At 64.9% G+C, this 17,726-nt stretch carries 16 protein-coding genes; all 16 read right to left on the bottom strand.

Annotated features, from left to right (window positions below):
- Nucleotides 1-39: 39 nt before the first annotated feature.
- Nucleotides 40-576 carry a hypothetical protein gene (locus tag RBA40_RS04235; protein ID WP_306646236.1) on the bottom strand — a complete coding sequence of 179 codons (537 nt, stop codon included), beginning with the start codon at nt 574-576 and terminating at the stop codon, nt 40-42.
- A complete protein-coding gene (locus RBA40_RS04230; protein ID WP_306646234.1) occupies nt 573-1,139 on the bottom strand; it encodes a hypothetical protein in 567 nt (188 codons plus the stop codon). Before RBA40_RS04230 ends, RBA40_RS04235 begins: the two co-directional genes overlap by 4 nt.
- Entirely contained in the window at nt 1,136-1,681 is a 546-nt protein-coding gene (locus tag RBA40_RS04225) for a hypothetical protein (RefSeq protein WP_306646232.1), read from the bottom strand. The genes RBA40_RS04230 and RBA40_RS04225 overlap by 4 nt, the downstream gene beginning before the upstream one ends.
- On the bottom strand, nt 1,678-2,490 hold the full coding sequence (locus RBA40_RS04220) for a hypothetical protein (RefSeq protein ID WP_306646230.1): 813 nt from the start codon (nt 2,488-2,490) through the stop codon (nt 1,678-1,680). The genes RBA40_RS04225 and RBA40_RS04220 overlap by 4 nt, the downstream gene beginning before the upstream one ends.
- The gene (locus RBA40_RS04215) at nt 2,483-4,156 is read right to left on the bottom strand and encodes a GspE/PulE family protein (protein ID WP_306646425.1); all 1,674 of its coding nucleotides are present in this window, start codon (nt 4,154-4,156) and stop codon (nt 2,483-2,485) included. The genes RBA40_RS04220 and RBA40_RS04215 overlap by 8 nt, the downstream gene beginning before the upstream one ends.
- Nucleotides 4,157-4,170: 14 nt before the next feature.
- On the bottom strand, nt 4,171-5,358 hold the full coding sequence (locus tag RBA40_RS04210) for a type II secretion system F family protein (RefSeq protein ID WP_306646228.1): 1,188 nt from the start codon (nt 5,356-5,358) through the stop codon (nt 4,171-4,173).
- A gap of 30 nt (nt 5,359-5,388) precedes the next feature.
- A complete protein-coding gene (gene gspG / locus RBA40_RS04205) occupies nt 5,389-5,832 on the bottom strand; it encodes a type II secretion system major pseudopilin GspG (RefSeq protein WP_099881572.1) in 444 nt (147 codons plus the stop codon).
- A gap of 238 nt (nt 5,833-6,070) precedes the next feature.
- Complete coding sequence (locus tag RBA40_RS04200) at nt 6,071-6,679, bottom strand: NF038129 family PEP-CTERM protein (protein WP_306646226.1); 609 nt, start codon at nt 6,677-6,679, stop codon at nt 6,071-6,073.
- A 9-nt stretch (nt 6,680-6,688) separates the two neighbouring features.
- Nucleotides 6,689-9,736, bottom strand: coding sequence for an ExeM/NucH family extracellular endonuclease (locus tag RBA40_RS04195; RefSeq protein ID WP_306646224.1), 3,048 nt, complete (start codon nt 9,734-9,736; stop codon nt 6,689-6,691).
- Between the two features lie 291 nt (nt 9,737-10,027).
- Nucleotides 10,028-11,071, bottom strand: coding sequence for a TIGR03790 family protein (locus RBA40_RS04190; RefSeq protein ID WP_306646223.1), 1,044 nt, complete (start codon nt 11,069-11,071; stop codon nt 10,028-10,030).
- Between the two features lie 49 nt (nt 11,072-11,120).
- A complete protein-coding gene (locus RBA40_RS04185; RefSeq protein WP_306646222.1) occupies nt 11,121-11,570 on the bottom strand; it encodes a hypothetical protein in 450 nt (149 codons plus the stop codon).
- A gap of 395 nt (nt 11,571-11,965) precedes the next feature.
- Entirely contained in the window at nt 11,966-13,384 is a 1,419-nt protein-coding gene (locus RBA40_RS04180; RefSeq protein ID WP_306646220.1) for a mannose-1-phosphate guanylyltransferase/mannose-6-phosphate isomerase, read from the bottom strand.
- A 68-nt stretch (nt 13,385-13,452) separates the two neighbouring features.
- Nucleotides 13,453-14,598 carry a nucleotidyltransferase family protein gene (locus RBA40_RS04175; protein ID WP_306625610.1) on the bottom strand — a complete coding sequence of 382 codons (1,146 nt, stop codon included), beginning with the start codon at nt 14,596-14,598 and terminating at the stop codon, nt 13,453-13,455.
- A 33-nt stretch (nt 14,599-14,631) separates the two neighbouring features.
- Nucleotides 14,632-15,630, bottom strand: a complete 999-nt coding sequence (gene galE / locus RBA40_RS04170; protein ID WP_306646218.1) for a UDP-glucose 4-epimerase GalE — start codon at nt 15,628-15,630, stop codon at nt 14,632-14,634.
- A 47-nt stretch (nt 15,631-15,677) separates the two neighbouring features.
- Complete coding sequence (locus RBA40_RS04165) at nt 15,678-16,397, bottom strand: hypothetical protein (RefSeq protein ID WP_306646217.1); 720 nt, start codon at nt 16,395-16,397, stop codon at nt 15,678-15,680.
- Between the two features lie 8 nt (nt 16,398-16,405).
- Nucleotides 16,406-17,686, bottom strand: a complete 1,281-nt coding sequence (locus RBA40_RS04160) for a nucleotide sugar dehydrogenase (RefSeq protein ID WP_306646215.1) — start codon at nt 17,684-17,686, stop codon at nt 16,406-16,408.
- Nucleotides 17,687-17,726 lie beyond the last annotated feature (40 nt).

The raw sequence follows: 17,726 nt of genomic DNA, 5'->3' as shown, positions 1-17,726 counted from the left end.
GCAAATACAGGCAGCGTGTGCCAATCCGGTGGCTAGCCATCAGTCGAAGACTCCAATGTTGAGCTGTTGAACCTGGTTCAAAGGCAGATAGGTGAGGGTCAGCGTGGGCGGCGCGATAGCGTCCACCCGGTAGATGCCGTCGATCACCATCTTGTTACGTACGATATACGTCTTGTCGCCGCGCGCGAGGAACACTTCCCACGCGCCCTCGCCGACCGCCTTGCCGATGTAGACAAACGGCAGCGGCGGAGCGCTTGGCGGCGGCGGTGGCGGCGGCGGCGTGTTGTCGACCGGCGGCGGGGGCGGCGGCGGATTCAGATTCTGGCTGCCGAACACGGTGTTGGCGCCGAAGGCGTCGTCATCGTCGCCGATCAGCGTGTCGCGCGCGACCAGGCGCAGGATGGCCGGTTCGGACGGCACGGCGGTGACGACCGCATTCGCGCGGGGGCCGGACGCCTTGGGCGCGCTGCGTTCGACCGCTTCGGTCACGCCGGAATCGGGGCTGTTGTCGCCAAAGACCAGCAGGCCGGCGGCAAGCAGCACGGCCGCGCCCATCGCGAGGTGGCGCGGCGTCATTGCGCCGCTCCCGGCTGGTCGGCCAGATAGAAGGTCATGCGCACGCGCGCTTCCAGCGCCGGCTCGCCGATGCTGTCGCGCTTGAAGCTGATTTCGTCGAGCGAGGCAAAGGGAATCGCGCGCAGCGACAGCATGGTGAACTTCCAGATGGCGTTGTAGCTGCCCTTGACCGGCAAGGTCACCTGATAGGTATGCAGGCGCGCATTGCGGTCAAAACCGCCCTTGTAGTCGCCCTGCGAGAGCGACAGGCCGCTCTTGGCGGCGATCCCGAACAGGGTCTTGACCTGCTGCTCGGCGTAGCGCTTCTCGCCCAGGGTGGCGTAGAACAGGGCCAGGTTTTCATTGGCGATCACCGGAGCCGGCTTGTCGACCGGCGCCGGCATGCGCGCCAGCCCCAGGGCGACAGCGTGGTTCTTCGATTGCAGCGCGGCCTGGGGCAGCAGCCACGCGACTGCGGCTGCGGCAGCGACGAGCAGCACGCAGGCGCCGCACAACAGCGGCCCGCGCGCCACCACGGCCAGGCGCGCGCGCAGCAGCAGCGCGGAAAAGGCGGGTGCGTTCATGGGGCCACCCATTCGGCTTCGAGCTGGAAGCGGATCGGCTTGGCCGGGTCTTGCTCGTTGATTTCGTGACGGATCAGGGTTACTCCGGAAAACAGTTCCTCGCGCTTGAGCAGCTCGACGTATTCGATCATGGCGTCGCTGCTTTTCGCTTCGGCGGTGATTTTCATGGTGCGCTTGCGCGCATCCGGTTCCAGCGCCAGCATGCCGATGGTGGCCGGCGTGGCGGCGCCAATGGCGTCGTACAAGGCGCGCCACGGCAGGTTCAGTTGCAGCACGGCGGCGTTCACGCCGGCGGCCTGCGCTTCCGAAATGCGCGGTCCGAGGGCGACCGGCGCCACCACCACCGGAACGCGTGCGCGCAGTTGCGCGGCATTGAGCTCGGCGGCCTGGGCACGCTGCTGCGCCATCAGGCGCCAGCCCAGGGTGGCCGAGGTGGCGCACAGCGCCAGCGCGAGCACGGCGACGATCCAGGTGGCGGGACCGGCACGGTACAGGGTGCGCTGCAGGCTTGGCGGAGCAAAATCGATGCGCACCGGCTTCATGGACGGCTCCCGGTGGCGGCCAGGCGCGCGCAGTCGGACCAGCCGGCGCCCTGCCCTTGCCCCAACAGATGGCAGGCTAACGGCGCGTGGGTGGCGCCCTTGCTCCAGGCGGCCGGCGCATGGCCGGACACCGCCACGCGCGCCGGCGCGGCCAGGTTCAGGCGCAGCGCTTCGCGCGCCACGTGCGCGGCCAGCCAGTCCAGATCGGCGCCTTCGGGCAGCGCGGTGGCGCGCACGGCGCGGATTGCGCCGCCATCGATCATGCCCAGGGTGAGCACGCGCTGCTGCACCAGGCCATACCAGGCGCCAGCCTTGAGGGCGGCGCGCCACTGGTTGAAGCCGGCGACGAATTGCGGCACCAGTTCGACGATGGGCGCGCGCTGGGCGGCGCACACCTGTTCGATCAGCGCCAGCAGGTTGCGCGGCAGCGCGGCGGCCAGGAACGGTTGCGCCGGATCCCAGCCGGCGGACAGCTTCCAGGCGCCGGTCGGTTCGCCGAACAGGGTCTGGAAGCGCAGCGCGGCGGCCGCTTCCAGGTCGGCCAGGCGCGCGCTGCCCGCGGGCGGCGCGACCTGCCAGATGCGTACCAGTTCATCGGCCAGCACGATGCTCACGGGCCAGTTGGCGCAGCCGCCACCTTGCAGCAGCTGGCGCAGGGCCACGCCGATCGCCTCGGGGTGGCTGCCGCCTTCGAAAGCGAGTTCGCCCACCAGTTCGGGCGCAGCGCCCCCCCAGCGGCTGGTCTTGAGGAGAGCGAGCGCGCCGGGCGCGACGCCGACCCGCAGCGATTGTCCGAAACGTCTACGCATGCAGGGTCACCCGTTTGATCTCGCCAAGCGTGGTGGCGCCGCGCTTGACCAGGTCGAGCGCGGCCAGGCGCAGGCTGCGGGTGCCGTTGGCGTGGGCCGCGGCCTTGATCTGGCGGATCGGGCGCTTGTCGACGATCAGTTCGCGGATTTCGTCGTTCAGGGTAAGGATTTCGGCGATCGAGCGCCGTCCCTTGTAGCCGGTGCCGCGGCAGTCGCCGCAGCCCTTGCCCTGCATGAAAAGGTAGTCTTGCACGTCCTTGCGTTCCAGGTTGACCGCGTCGAGGTCGGCGTCGCTCGGGGTGAACTGCTCGGCGCAATGCGGGCAATTCATGCGCACCAGGCGCTGGGCCCAGATGCCGTTGAGCGCCGACACGAAGGCGTAGGGGTCGATGCCCATGTGGGTAAAGCGTCCGAACACGTCGAACACGTTGTTGGCGTGGACGGTGGTGAGCACCAGGTGGCCTGTGAGGGCCGACTGCACCGCGATTTCGGCGGTTTCGCGGTCACGGATTTCGCCGACCATGATCTTGTCGGGATCGTGGCGCAGGATCGAGCGCAAGCCCTTGGCGAAGGTCAGGCCCTTCTTTTCGTTGACCGGGATTTGCAGAATGCCGGGCAGCTGGTATTCGACCGGGTCTTCGATGGTGATGATCTTTTCGCGCCCGTTGTGAATTTCGGTCAGGGCCGCGTACAGGGTGGTGGTCTTGCCCGAGCCGGTCGGCCCGGTCACCAGCAGCATGCCGTAGGCTTCCTGCGCCAGCATGCGCAAGGACACCAGCGACGGCGCATCAAAACCGAGCGCTTCGAGCGTGAGCGCGCCGTAGGCTTCGATCATGGCGCGCTTGTCGAGAATCCGGATGACCGCGTCCTCGCCGTGAATGCTGGGCATGATGGAGACGCGCAAGTCGATCTCGCGCCCGCCCGATTCGACCCGGAAGCTGCCGTCCTGCGGCACGCGGCGCTCGGCGATATCGAGTTCGGCCAGCACCTTCAGGCGCGAGATGATGTGCTCCGCCACTTCGATGCCGTTGACCGAGGTGGCGTGATCGAGCACGCCGTCGACCCGGTACTTGACGGCCAGGCCGCTGGCGGTGCTCTCCAGATGGATGTCGGAGGCGCCGGCCTTGAGCGCGTCGTACAGGGTCGAGTTGACCAGCTTGACGGCGGGACTGGCCGCTTCCGAGACCGAGGCGAACGACAGCACGGCGGCGGTCTTGCCGTCGCGCCGGGCGTCGCCCACGTTGGCCACCAGGGTATCGACCGCGCGCGCGGACTCCTCCTGCTTGGACAGGTAAGCCTGGATATCCGATTGCAGCGCCAGGCGCAGGTGCAGCGGCGCGCCCGGGGTGGCGCGCGCGCAGGTGGTGAGCCAGGTTTGCAGGTCGACGTCGAACGGGTCGGCGATCACACCGGTGACCTGGCCGCCGGGCGCGCGCAGCAGCACGCAGTGGCGCGCCAGGGCCTGGGCCAGCGGCAGCAGGTCGAAGGCGGTGGCGCAGCTGAGCATCTCGGCCGTTTCCATCACCGTCAGGCCGAACGGTTCGGCCAGGGCCTGGACGATCTGGCGCGCATCGAGCCCGCTGACCGCTTCCAGTTCGGCCACCAGCGGACGCTGCGACTGCAGGCTCTGGGCGCGGGCGCGCGCCAGCAGGGCTGGATCGAGCATGACGGCAGAAGTACTCAAGACATGTCTCCGGCCAGATCGAAAATCGGCATATACAGCAGCACCACAATGGCGCCGACAACCAGCCCGATGGCGGCCATCAGCAGGGGTTCAAAGGTACGCGTGAAGCGGTCGATCCAGCGGCTGATTTCGCCGTCGTAGAACGCGGCCGACTGGGTCAGCATCGGCCCCATGTCGCCGGTACGCTCGCCCACGCGCAGCATGCGCAGCGAAATCGGGGTGGTCAGGCTGTTCGCCTCGAACGCACTCGACAGCGGCAGGCCCGATTCGATGCTGGTGCGCGCTGCGGCGAGGGACGCGCGCATCGAGGTCGACACCATCGCCTGCACGGTATCGATGGCGTTGACGATGGTGATGCCGCCTTCGCTGAGCATGCCGAGCGTCAGATACAGGCGCGACAGCTCATAGATGCGCACGCGCTCGCCGATGCCGGGCAAACGCGTGATCAGGCGGGTCAGGCCGCCGTTGCGGGTCAGGTGGCGCCACAGCAGCACCAGCGCGCAGGCCAGCACGGCGGCGCCGCCCAAGAGCAGGCTGGTGTGGCCGCTGGCGAACTGGCCCCAGCCGAGCAGCATCTGCGACATCCACGGCAGGTTGCGGCCTGCGCCCTGGTAGACCTCGGCAAAGCGCGGCACCACGTAGGTAATCAGGAACATGCTCACGCCGCCGCCGACTGCCAGCAGGATCACCGGATAGATGGCGGCGCTGACGATCTTGCTGCGCACCACGTCGATGCGCTGCTGGTAATCGATGTAGCGCGCCAGCGAGCGCGGCAAATCGCTGGTGCCTTCGGCGGCGCGCACGATACCGATGTAGAGCGGCGAAAACAGGTCGGGCTGGTCGGCCAGCACGCTGGAAAAGCGCTTGCCTTCGCGCAAGCCCCCGAGCAGGCGTTCCAGCACGCTGCGGGTGGACAGATTGGTTTCTTTTTCGAGCAGGGCTTCGAGCGCTTCGACGATGCCCAGGCCCGCTGTCAGCAGGGCCAGCAATTCCTGGCTGAACAGCACCAGCGACAGGCTGGCGCCCCGGCTGCGGCGCAGGCCGGCCGCGCGCACCGGTTCGACCGCGCTGACGAACAGCCCGCGGGCTTCGCACTGGCGGCGGGCATCGGCCTCATCCTGGGCGTCGACCACCTGGCTGCTAATGCTCAGGTCAGGCGCGAGGGTACGGACAGCAAACTGCATGAGGCCTTTGCGGGGGGATGGGTCAGGAAGTTATTGGGACGTGATGTCGGCGTTTTCGCCGGTGCCGCCGGGCTGGCCATCCTTGCCAGTCGAGACGATTTCATACTCGCCCTTGCTCCCTGGCGCGCGGTACTGGTACGGGCGGCCCCATGGATCTTGCGGCACGGCCTTTTTCAGGTAAGGACCATTCCATTTGACGCCGGCGGTGGCGGGCGCGGCCAGCAGCGCGGCCATGCCTTCTTCGGTGGTCGGATAGCGGCCGACGTCGAGACGGTAAGTGTCGAGCGACTTTTCGAACGCTTCGATCTGGGCCTTGGCAACGGTCACTTCCGACTTGCCGAGCTGAGCGAAGTACTTCGGCCCCACGTAGGCCGCGAGCAAGCCGATGATGACGATAACGACGAGCAATTCAAGCAGGGTAAAGCCGGCGTGGCGATCACGTCGGGCGCTGGTGATTTTCGTTGCTGCAAACATCCTTTCGGCTCCTCAATGCTGAATTTGGCGTGCAAGGCTACCATGCCGCCATCGGTTGCGACAACTATTCTTTCATAGCGGGCGCTGCGATATTTGGCATGCTTCTGAGCAAGGTTTTTTGGCGTGCTTACGGATCGATTACGGCCATGCGGCGTGGGCAAAAAAAAAGCACATGTGCCCTTGCCGGACAAATGTGCGATTCATGCTGGCGGGCCACAAAGGCCCGCCGCGGAACAGCTTAGCGCGGTGCTTTCGCGGCGCGGCGGCGCACGAAAGCGACCAGGCCCAGGCCGGTCATCACGAGCAGCATGTCGGACGGCTCAGGCACCGACACGCGCACGTTGCGGGCAGCCGTGTAGCTCACGCTGGCAGCGTCGTCGATCGTCGGCGGATTGAGGCTGAACTCGATCAGGAAGTTCGGCTGCACCAGGTAGTCGCCGAGCGCATCGTACATCGCAACGCTGAAGGTCGATGCAAAGCCCGGCACGGTCAGGAAGTCGCCGCTGAAGTTCACGTCGAAACCGAACTTGCTGCCCAGGGTCACATTATGCGTTACCGAGCTGAAGGACTCGCTGTTGTCGAAGCTGGCCGAGGCAGGCAATGCACCGGCAACGCTGCCGAAACGGAAAGTTTCCGCGCCCAGATTACCGGTGAAATTGCTCACCGTGGCGATGGCACCGCTGGCGCCATTGAAGCTGGACATCCAAAAATCAATCGAACCGGCACCGGAGTAAATGGTGGTATCGATATCGACATGGTACGTCGGCCCTGCCGTCGCGTTACCGATGCCGAAAGCAAGGGTGGCCGCGAGTAAAGCTTGTTTTACGAAAGTCTTAAAATTGAACATGTTGCTCCCTTAGAGTGAACCACTTAAAATTTTACTAACGAAACCAATGCCTCGTCGTGCCGGGTTGCTGAAGACAACTTTCAGTGTGATTTTTTCCCCGGCTTGAATTGTAGCATTGTTAACACTCACATAAGGTTCATTTCCGACAACACCAGACTTATTCTCCAGGGTGACGCCGTCCGTCAGGCCGGTCAGCACCAGGTGCACCGGGCCGGTGATGGCCGCGCCCGAGGTATTGGTCAGGGTGACGGTGGCGGTAAACTTGTTGGCCAGGCGGTCCACGCTCAGGCCGGAGCGCTGTTCGCGGAACGCGCCGGTGACATTGGCATAGGTCGGAGCAAGGTTCAGGGCCACTACCACCGGATCATGGTCCGACGAGCGGAAGGCATCGTTCTTGAACAGGGCCTGGGCGGCGGCGCTCTTGGCGTCGGTGTTGTAATCGATCACGGTCGGTTCATCCGCATTGGTGTGCCATTCGGTGGCGCCGACGACCTGGGCGTCGAGCGAGGTGCTCGCCAGTGCATGGTCGAGGTAGCCGCTTGCGCCGTCGAAGACGTAGGAGTAAGGAATGCCCGTCGGACGCACGAAGCGCTCCAGTTCGTTGACCAGGCCAGCCTGGTTGAGCAGGTGGATCGGATCTTCGAACCCGTGCGCATTCATGTCGCCGATGACCAGCACGTCCGGGTCGCCCGCGCTGGCGATCACGTGCGGAATGAAGTAGTTGGCCAGGCGCGTCGCCTGCAGCACCCGGCTGCCGTTGTTGCAGCCCTGGCCATCGCCCAGGTCGCCATTGGCGCCGGAACCGCAGCCCGCCTTCGATTTCAGGTGGTTGACGATCACGGAGAACTTGGCGCCGTTGGCGGCCTTGAAGGTTTGCGCCATCGGCGGACGGTTGTTGACGGCGTCGCCGTCGGACAGCGCGCCGCCGGCCAGCGCCACCTTGGCCGGCTTGTAGATCATCGCCACGCGGATCGCGTCGGTGCCGGTGGTGGCCGGCTTGGGCACGTAGGCGTAGGTTTCAAACCCGATGGCCGCGTTGAGCTGCTTGACCAGGTAGTCGACCGCGATGTCGTCGTTGTTCTGGATTTCCATCAAACCCACCACGTCGGCGTCGATGGCCTTCAGTTCGCTGACGATCTTGTCGCGCTGGCGCACGAATTCGGCCATATTGTCGGCCCCGCGGCAATTCGACGCGCGCGTGGTCGAACCGACCTTGCAGCCCTGCCCCGTGCGACCCCAGGCATCGGCGCCGTCGAGGAAGGTGGTGAAGAAGTTGAGCACGTTGGCGCTGGCCACCTTCATGTTGCCAACCGGAAGTTCCGGCGCCGCCAGGCGCGGATTGCTGCGCGTGAACGACGGCACGGCGATCGGCTGGATCTTGAAGGCCGCGCCACCGCCGCCGATGGCGCCGAAGTCGACCACGCCCAGCAGATTACCGACCGTGTCGCCCGCGCGCACCGTGCCATCCTGGCCGAGGTAAGGAATACCGGAGCAGGCCACCACGTCGGCGCAGGGCGGGGTTGCCGCCGGCGGGGTGACGAACCAGCTGTCATCGAGCACCAGTTCGTTGCCGGCATTGGCCGCGGCCAGCGCCAGCGCTTCCGGGGTGCCCGGACGATAGCGGTTGGTCGGGGTTTCGCGGCGGCCCACGGACAGGGTCAGCTCGCCGCGGTCGCCCAGGTAGCTGGTCTGGTTGACGGTCAGCGCATTGGTGATATTGACCAGCATCGCCTCGTAACGCGCCAGGTCGATCCCGGGCTCGAAGACAATGTTTGCCGGGGTAACGCTATTGCCCGTGCCGAGCACGCTGGTACCCGTTACGTCCTTCATTTCGGTATACGTGCGCGCCGCGCCGGTCGGCTTGTATTCGATGATGGTGCCTTTCACGCGAACCAGGTCGCCCACCGCGACCAGCGGTGCGCTGCCGGTAAAGACGAACAGGCCGTCCGAGGTGGCCGGATCGCCATCGCCGTTAGCATCCTGGATGAAGTAACCGTTCGACACCTTGTGGGTGACCACGCCTTCGGTACTCACGCTGACATTGGCGAACGGGCTGGCCGCACCGGCGCCCTGGACCTGGGGAATGGTGGCCGCGCCCGACACGCTGACGTTGACCGGGCAGGTGGCTTCCTGGCCGGCATTATTGGTGAAACGGATGACGACCGGATAGCTGCCGGCCACCAGGGCCGCGCTGGCCTGCAGGTTGACGCTGGCGCTGGCGCCATTGGCGGTGGCGGCGGTCAGGCTGCCCAGGCTGATGCCCGGAACACTGCCGCTGGCGATGACGGCGCCATTGACGATGCTGTCTTCATCCGAAGCGCTCAGCAGCACCGCGGCCGGCTTGCCCTGTTCGATGGCCATGCCGGCCGGGCAGACCGGGACGATCGGCTTGGCTTGCGGAACGGTCGGGCCGCAGGTATTGCGGGCCGAGGCGCTGGTGCGCGGCGCCGGAGCGCCGGTGGCGAAGTCCATGCTGTTCTCATCGGTATCGCCGCAGCCGCCCTTGGCACGGAATAAGGCAAGCGACGCCGACATGGCCGGCGCGCGGGTGCCCTCGGCGCCGTTGGCGGTGCCAAAGCCGACCAGATCGGCGATGTTATCGCCCGTCGGGGTGGCGCCGCTGAGGGTGACGCTGTCGCGCACCAGGGCGACTTTACCGTTCGATGCCGACATATTGAAACCACTTGCCGGCGCGATCAGCGGGTTTGGCAGCGATGGCTGGCCGCTCCCGCCGCTTTGCTGCTGGATCAGGACATATTGGCCGGGTTCGACGGTGAATGTCGGCAAAGTGGATTTGCCGCTCCAGGCACCGGTGCTGGTGGCCGAGCCGTACTGGACGCTCCACCCTTCGGCGGTGACCGCGGCATTGCCGCGGTTGAAGATTTCGATGTAGTCGTGGGTAAAGAAAGTGGTACCTGCATTACCACCGGCACCGTACAGCTGGCTGATCACGAGATCGGGCGAGACGGCCATGGCGGGAGCGGATAAACCAGCCATCAACGCGGCGAGCACGGTAAGCCGGCCGGGGACGTGCATGGTTGCTACGAGCTTTTTCATCGAAACTTCCTGAAGGAGGAGATTGGAATCGTCATTATCATGTTGACTACAGACGTTGAAGTTCTATGTTAGCAAAAAGTATTCTTCCATAGTAAATTTCATCATAGTTGTGACAAATGACAACATGATGACGAAGAGCGGTCTTTTCGACTGGGCGAAGTGCCTGACAGGACGTGCAGACCGCGGGCGGATCGATCTGCTGACGCGGCCGCAAGCGCAACGGCGGCCGACGGGTGTACGCCGGCTGGGTGTTACTTCAGGAAGAACAGGGGTGCCGGGGCCGACCGGCGCTTAGCGGCCGTACGGCGCGGCCAGCGGCTCGCCGATGAACAAGCCCTGGGTCGGCCAGGCCACGCTGCGCCAGTAGGCTTCGATGGCGCTGCTGCCGCTCAGGTAATGTTTGAGCAGCACTGTGGGATGGGGAAACTTCTGCCAGTGGTTGCAGGGCTCGCTGACGCTGCCGTAGCTGGCCGTGGCGCCCGCCTCCAGCCAGCGCAGGCTGCTCATCTGGCTGGTGCCGAGCAGGTCGCCGCCGAAGGAAGTCAGATGGTCGGCCAGCGCGCCGGGCAAAAAGCCCAGGCCGTCGAGCTTGTCGACGCGCGCCACGCCGGTCTGGTAGACCATGATGTCCTTGACGCCGTCGAGCGCGTCGGCGCGCAAGGTCTTGGTACGGATTTTTTTGGCGGCCAGGTGGCCGTCGCGCGGGAACAGCTCGACGCGCGAATTGCGCGCCGCCTGCGAGGTCACCAGGTAGTACGCCGTCGCGTTCGGCACCCGGAAGCCGCTGGCCACGCCGCGGTCGATCAGGGCCTTGGCCTGCGCCACCGATTCGGTCGGTAGCAGCATCGACAGGCGCATGCGGAAATCGGCCATCGGATGGCTTGACGTGGCATTGAAGTAGGCGCTCGGACGGCTGGCGGCGCAGGTGTTGCTGCACTGGCCGGCGTCGAAGCCCATGGTGTAGGCAGCCGTGATGGCATTGCATTCCACGGCGTACGGCGCGGTCCAGACCATCAGCACGGCTTCGATGCCGGCCGGCAGCTGGCTGTCGATGCTTTCCTTGAGCGCGCGGAAACGCGCGGCATCGAGCCGCTGCGGCTTGCCGGGAAGGTTCACGTGGATGACGTTGGCGGCCGGGATGGCGCGCGCCTTGCGGTAATACTCGGCAATCGTGACGCTGTTCGGTTCGGCATCGTTGACGACCAGCGCCAGCTGGCGCGGCAGCAGGCGCGCGGCCGCCGCCGCAGGCGCAGGCGCAGGCGTGGCTTGGGCCGCGGCCAAACGGGTGGCGCCCATCAGGGCAACGGACACGATCAGGGCAGCACGCAGGGTCATGGAATCAGCCGTTCGTCGGTTTGGCGCGGCGATGACCGCGCGCCGACGATTATAGCGCCTGGCCGGCAGCGTCGGCGGGGGCGCCGGGCTGGGCCGGCAGACACTCGGCGGGCCGGGCCTGGGCGGCGGCGGGGTCGCACGGTGCCTGCCCCGGCGCGCGCACTGGCTCGGCCGGTTCGCGCAGGTGTTCGGGTCGCTCTTGCGCGCGGCGCTGGATTTCGAACGCGAACGCTTGCTCGTACGGCACCATGCGCAATTGCTCGGCTTCGCGCTCGGCCGCGGTGGCGACGCTGGCCACGGGCGCAATACGGGTGGTGCCGCCTTCGGCCGCTGCCGGCGCCTCCGGCGTGGTGGAAATGGGGGATGGGTGCTGCACTACCGAATGCGGACTCTGGTGAACAGTCGATATCGGGGCGTCGGCCGGATCTCCACCGCCGCAAGCGGTCAGTGCAAAGATCCCGGCGCACACCAGCGCCCGGTTGAATACGTTAAAAAACATACTTCCTCACATCAGATGAAATCGGATAACGGTCCGAATTCTATGCGTGGGGAAACAATTCTGCTGTGGAAATTTATTTCAAAATTTCACAAATTGCTTATTTTTATCTTCTTTATCCGACGATGCGCGCGGATGGCGGCACGAAGCGAGATCATATCCAACAGGAAACATAAAAAATTTTCCGGAAACGTCAATTTAAGGACACGGAAAAAGCGGTAAGTTGTAACAAAGTGTATATAGCAACATTTCGTCTTCACTGACGCGCTAGATATGCAAAAACTGTTTTGTTGCACTGCCGCATTTGACTTGCCAACCCACCAATTCACTCTGCGCGGCGGTGATCTCGGATATGAAAAAAGGGAGCCGCAGCTCCCCTCCCCTGTCCGGCTGCGCGCTTACGCGCGCTGGTAAATATCTTCGAAGCGGACGATATCGTCCTCGCCCAGGTAGCTGCCCGACTGCACTTCAATAATGTGCAGCGGCACCTTGCCCGGGTTTTCCAGACGGTGATTCATGCCGATCGGGATGTAAGTCGATTCATTTTCCGACAACAGGCTCACTTTTTCGCCGCAGGTCACGCGCGCCGTACCGCTCACCACCACCCAGTGCTCGGCCCGGTGATGGTGCATCTGCAGCGACAGTTTCTCGCCCGGCTTGACGGTAATGCGCTTGACCTGGAATCGGTCGCCCGCATCGATGCCCTCGTAGTAACCCCAGGGACGGTACACCTTGGTATGGTGCAAATGCTCGGTGCGTTCCTTGGACTTGAGGTGGTCGACGATCTGCTTGACGCGCTGCACCTGATCCTTGTGCGCGACCAGCACCGCGTCGGGAGTTTCCACCACCACCAGGTCGTTCACGCCGATCACGGCCACGATGCGGCTTTCGGCGCGCACCAGCGAATTGGTGACGCCGTCGAGATACACATCGCCGCGCTGGACATTGCCCTGGGCATCGCCCTGCTGCACCTGCCACAGCGCAGACCACGAGCCCACATCGCTCCAGCCGATGTCGGCCGGCACCACCACCGCGTGGCGGGTGCGCTCCATCACGGCGTAATCGATGGAGTCCGACGGGCAGCTGGAAAACGCCGCCTCATCCAGGCGGCAGAAGTCGAGGTCGCGGTAGCCGAGCCGCACGGCCGCTTCGGCCGCGTCGGCAATGGCGGGCGCAAATTCGGCCAGCTCGCGCAGATAGCCTTCGGCGCGGAACAGGAACATGCCGCTGTTCCAGTAATAGCCGCCATCGGCCACGAACAGCTCGGCGGTGGCGCGGTCGGGCTTTTCGACGAAACGGTCGACCTGGTACGCCGTGCCGCAAGCGCCGGCGCGCTCGCCGCGGTGGATATAGCCGTAGCCGGTTTCCGGCGCCTGCGGCACGATGCCGAAGGTGGCCAGGGCGCCGTCCGCCACCAGGGTGCCGGCCTGGGCCACGGCCTGGGCGAAGGGCACATTCTTGTCGATCACATGGTCGGCCGGCAGCACCAGCATGACGGCGTCCGGATCGATGGCGCGCAGGTAGTTGGCGGCGGCCGCCACCGCGGGAGCCGTATTGCGCCCCACCGGTTCGAGCAGGATGCCGAGCGGCGTGACGCCGATTTCGCGCAGCTGCTCGGCCACCAGGAAGCGGTGCTCGTTGCCGCACACCACCAATGGCGCCATCAGCTCGGGCCAGCCCGACACACGCAGGACGGTATCTTGCAGCATGGTTTTGTCGGTGACCAGCGGCAGCAACTGCTTGGGCAGGACCGCGCGCGACAAGGGCCACAGGCGCGTTCCCGCGCCACCGGACAGGATCACTGGGTAGATTTTCATCGCATCTCTTTCAGGTATTTTTTGTACAACTGTTTTTATGTGCGTCTGTTTTTCCAGCTTATTTCAGCTTATTTGGCCGCTTCCAGCGCCACGTCGGTGCGCCGGGTAAAGCGGCGGTCGCGCGCATTGACCCATTCGTCGGACGCGTACTCCGAGACGTGCTTCATTTCGCCGGCCCGGTCCACGCTGTAATCCTTAAACACGATCATTTCATCTAACGTCACATCGCGCAAGACCCGTGTGTACTCGAACAGCACGCTGCGCACCACCTTCGCCCCGGCGCAGATGTGGCTGCCATGGCCGATCCAGCTAGGGCCGATGATGGTCGCGCCAGCCTCGACGCAGGCGCCGGAGCCGATGTAGACGGGCCCCTCGATGGTCGTGCCTTCCCATTCGATGCGGGTGTTCAGGCCGACCCACAGGCCATCCTCGACCTGGATGCCGGGCACGTCCATGTGAGCGACTTCGCCCAGCAGCACGTTTTGCAGGGTCTGCCAGTAGTCGGACACGCTGCCGATATCGATCCAGTTGAAGCCGCGCGTCTGCGCGTAGAACGGCAAGCCTTCCTTGGCCAGCAGCGGGAACAGTTCCGAGCCAATGTCGAACGGCACGCCGGTGGGAATCATGTCGATCACGCGCGGCTCGAAAATATAGATGCCGGTGCTGATGAAGTTCGACTTCGCTTCGGCCTCGGACGGCTTTTCCTGGAATTCGGTGATGCGGCCATCCTTGTCGGTGACCACCACGCCGTAGCTCGACACCTTATCCCATGGCACTTCCTTGGTGATGACGGAGGCCAGCGCACCCTTGCGCCGGTGCTCGAACAGGGCCGATTTCAGGTCGAGGTCGATCAGCGCGTCGCCGCACAGCACGATCGTGGTGTCGTCGAAAAAGCCGCCGAATTCCTGGATCTTCTTCATGCCGCCGGCCGAGCCGATCGGCTGCGGCACGACGTCGCCCTCATCGTTGGTGTACCCCTCGAAGGAGTAGCCGATCTGGACCCCGAACTGGTGTCCTTCGCCGAAATACTCTTCGATCTTTTCGTGCAGATAGCTGACGTTGACCATGATTTCGGTCACGCCGTACTTGGCCAGGTGCTCGACCAGGTAAGCCATCACGGGTTTGCCCAGGATCGGGATCATCGGCTTGGGCAGATCATAGGTCAGGGGACGCACACGGGTGCCTTTACCAGCAGCCAGGATCATCGCTTTCATGGGAATTCTTCCTTAGTGTTTACTGTTCAAGCCTTACTTGGGCAGGGATTGCCAGCGCCATGCATCGACGCACATCTGGGCCACGTCGCGCTCCGCTTTCCAGCCCAGCTCGGTTTCGGCGAGGGTGGCGTCGGCGTAGCAGGCGGCGATATCGCCGGGACGGCGCGCAACGATCTGGTAGGGCACGTTCTTGCCGCTGGCCTGCTCGAATGCGCGCACCATTTCCAGCACACTGTTGCCGCGCCCGGTGCCAAGATTGTACGTAACAATGCCGGGACCTGTCGCCAGCTTGCTTAAGGTTTTGACATGTCCAATGGCAAGGTCGACCACGTGGATGTAGTCGCGCATGCCGGTGCCGTCCGGGGTCGGATAATCGCCCCCGTAGACCGACAGGAATTCGCGCCGTCCCTCGGCCACCTGGGCGATGTAGGGCAGCAGGTTGTTCGGAATGCCGTTCGGTTCTTCGCCGATCAGCCCGCTTTCGTGGGCGCCGACCGGATTGAAGTAGCGCAGCAGCGCGATGCGCCAGCCCGGCTCGGCCTTGGCGATATCGCGCAGCATGTCTTCAATGATCAGCTTGCTGCGGCCGTAGGGATTGGTGGCCGACAGCGCAAAGTCCTCCCTGATCGGCACCGAGACCGGGTCGCCGTAGACGGTGGCCGAGGAGCTGAACACGAGCGAGGTGACGCCGTGGCGCTGCATGGCCTCGAACAGCGCCAGTGAGCCGGCCACGTTGTTGTCGTAGTAGCGCAGCGGCTGCGACACCGATTCGCCCACGGCTTTGAGGCCGGCGAAGTGGATCACGGCGCCGATCTGGTGCGCGCTGAACGCGGCGTCGAGGGCGGCGGCGTCGCGGATGTCGCCTTCGATGAAGGTGAGCGGCTGGCCGGTGATGCGCGCGACGCGCTCGAGCACGCTGCGCTGGCTGTTGGACAGGTTATCGAAGGCGATCGGCTCATGGCCGGCCGCGATCAGTTCGACGCAAGTGTGCGAGCCGATGTAGCCCAGACCGCCGGTAACGAGAATTTTCATGGGTATGACTCTTTCGGAAAGAGATGGGGGGTGGCCAGCTGGCCGCCCTACTCGCCCTGCGGCAAGGCGCGCGCAAGGCTCATGCGATTAAACAGGATGCCGACCGGAACCAGCACCAGCTGGTCGTCGAATTCGCCGCCGGCCAGGCTGGGGTCGCGCTCGCGCGCGCGCTGGACAAACGTGGTGGTGGCGCCGGCATTGACGCGCTCATCCACATTCGTGCCTGACCTGTCCGGCTGGCGCACGCCGTGCACGCTGATGCCGCCATGCTCGCGCCCGTGCGAGAGCACCACGGCGGCGGCGCACTGGGTGGCCATCGAACATTCGGCGGCGCCCACCTGGTACGCCAGGCGAGCGTCGCGGCGCGTGAGCACCGACTTGGTGCCGAAGGCCACGGTGGGCTGGATGGGCGCCGCGCTCATCACGGGTGAAACGCTGTAGCGCAGCAGCTTGCCCCAGCCGTCGCCGGGCGCCAGCCCCAGGGTAACCCAGGGCAGCAAACCGGTGCAGCGCGCTTCGCTGTCGCAGCGGCCCTCGAACTCGCGGCCACCGCTGTTTTCCAGCGCCGGACGCGGCAGGCGGCCATTGGCCAGCGCAAAGCCGAGCAGCGCTTCGCGCGCCTGGGCCAGCGCGGCCGCGCTGCGCCGCTCCGGTCCGGCGTGCATATCGGTTTTCGCCATGCCGGACATCAGCAGCGACGCCGCGCCCAGGCCGGCCACGGCCAGCATCAGCAGCAAGGCGGCACCGTCCTGGCGCGGCCTTGCCATGGCGCGCTTTACAGGCGCCATACCTTGATGCCGGCCTCGACCAGGGCGACATGGTCGAAGCACGCCTTGACGTCGATGAATACGCCGCCCTTGATCAGCTTCTTCTGGAAGTCCTCGATCGAGGTGGCCATCAGCTGGCGGTGCGAGACGGCGGCCACGAGCGCATCGGCGCGCGGCAGTTCATCCCAGCTGACCAGCTTGACGCCGTATTCGTGCATCGCTTCCTCGGCATCGGCATACGGGTCGTGCACGAACACCTCGACGCCGTAGGTTTTCAGTTCGGTGATGACGTCGGCCACCTTGGAGTTGCGCAGGTCGGCGCAGTTTTCCTTGAACGTCAGGCCCAGCACGTTGACCTTGGCGCCCTTGATGTAGCTGCCGGCGGCGATCATGTTCTTGATGGTCTGTTCGGCGATGAACTTGGCCATGCCGTCGTTGATGCGCCGTCCCGCGAGGATGACTTGCGGGTGGTAGCCCAGCATGTCGGCCTTGTGGGTGAGGTAGTACGGATCGACGCCGATGCAGTGGCCGCCCACCAGGCCCGGGGAAAACTTGAGGAAGTTCCACTTGGTGCCGGCCGCCTTGAGCACTTCGGAGGTATCGATGCCGATCTTGTCGAAGATGATGGCCAGCTCGTTCATCAGCGCGATGTTCAGGTCGCGCTGGGTGTTTTCGATAACCTTGCACGCTTCGGCCGCCTTGATGCTCGAGCAGCGGTGCACGCCCGGCTTGACGATCGATTCGTACATTTTCGCGACCTTTTCCAGCGTCTCCGGGGTGTCGCCGGCGACCACTTTCAGGATCGTGGTCAGCGTGTGTTCCTTGTCGCCCGGGTTGATGCGCTCAGGCGAATAGCCGACAAAGAAATCGTCCTTCCACTTCAGGCCCGAGGCTTTTTCGAGCACGGGGATGCACACTTCCTCGGTCGCGCCCGGATACACGGTGGACTCGTAGATGACGGTGGCACCCTTCTTCATGTGCTTGCCGACGACCTGGCTGGCGCCGATCAGGGGGCCGAAATCGGGATTGTGGGCGATGTCGACCGGGGTCGGCACGGCCACGATGATCAGGTCGGCGTCGGCCAGGCGGGCCGGATCGTTGGTGTACTCGGCGTGCACGGCCGCAGCCATCTGCTCGTCCGACAGTTCGCGCGACGGGTCGACCCCGCGGCGGCAGGATTCGACTTTGGAGACCGAAATATCGAGGCCGATGGTAGGGCCCAGTTTCGCGAACTCGACTACGAGGGGGAGTCCGACGTAGCCGAGACCAATGACGCCAATTGTGCTCATAAAAACTGCCTTTGAATAAAAGGTGAAGATGCGGGTAGAA

This window comes from Massilia pseudoviolaceinigra (genome assembly GCF_030846505.1).
Lineage (GTDB): Bacteria > Pseudomonadota > Gammaproteobacteria > Burkholderiales > Burkholderiaceae_D > Telluria_A > Telluria_A violaceinigra.
The sequence above is the reverse complement of the archived record's forward strand: the minus strand, read 5'-3'. Positions and strand labels throughout refer to the sequence as shown.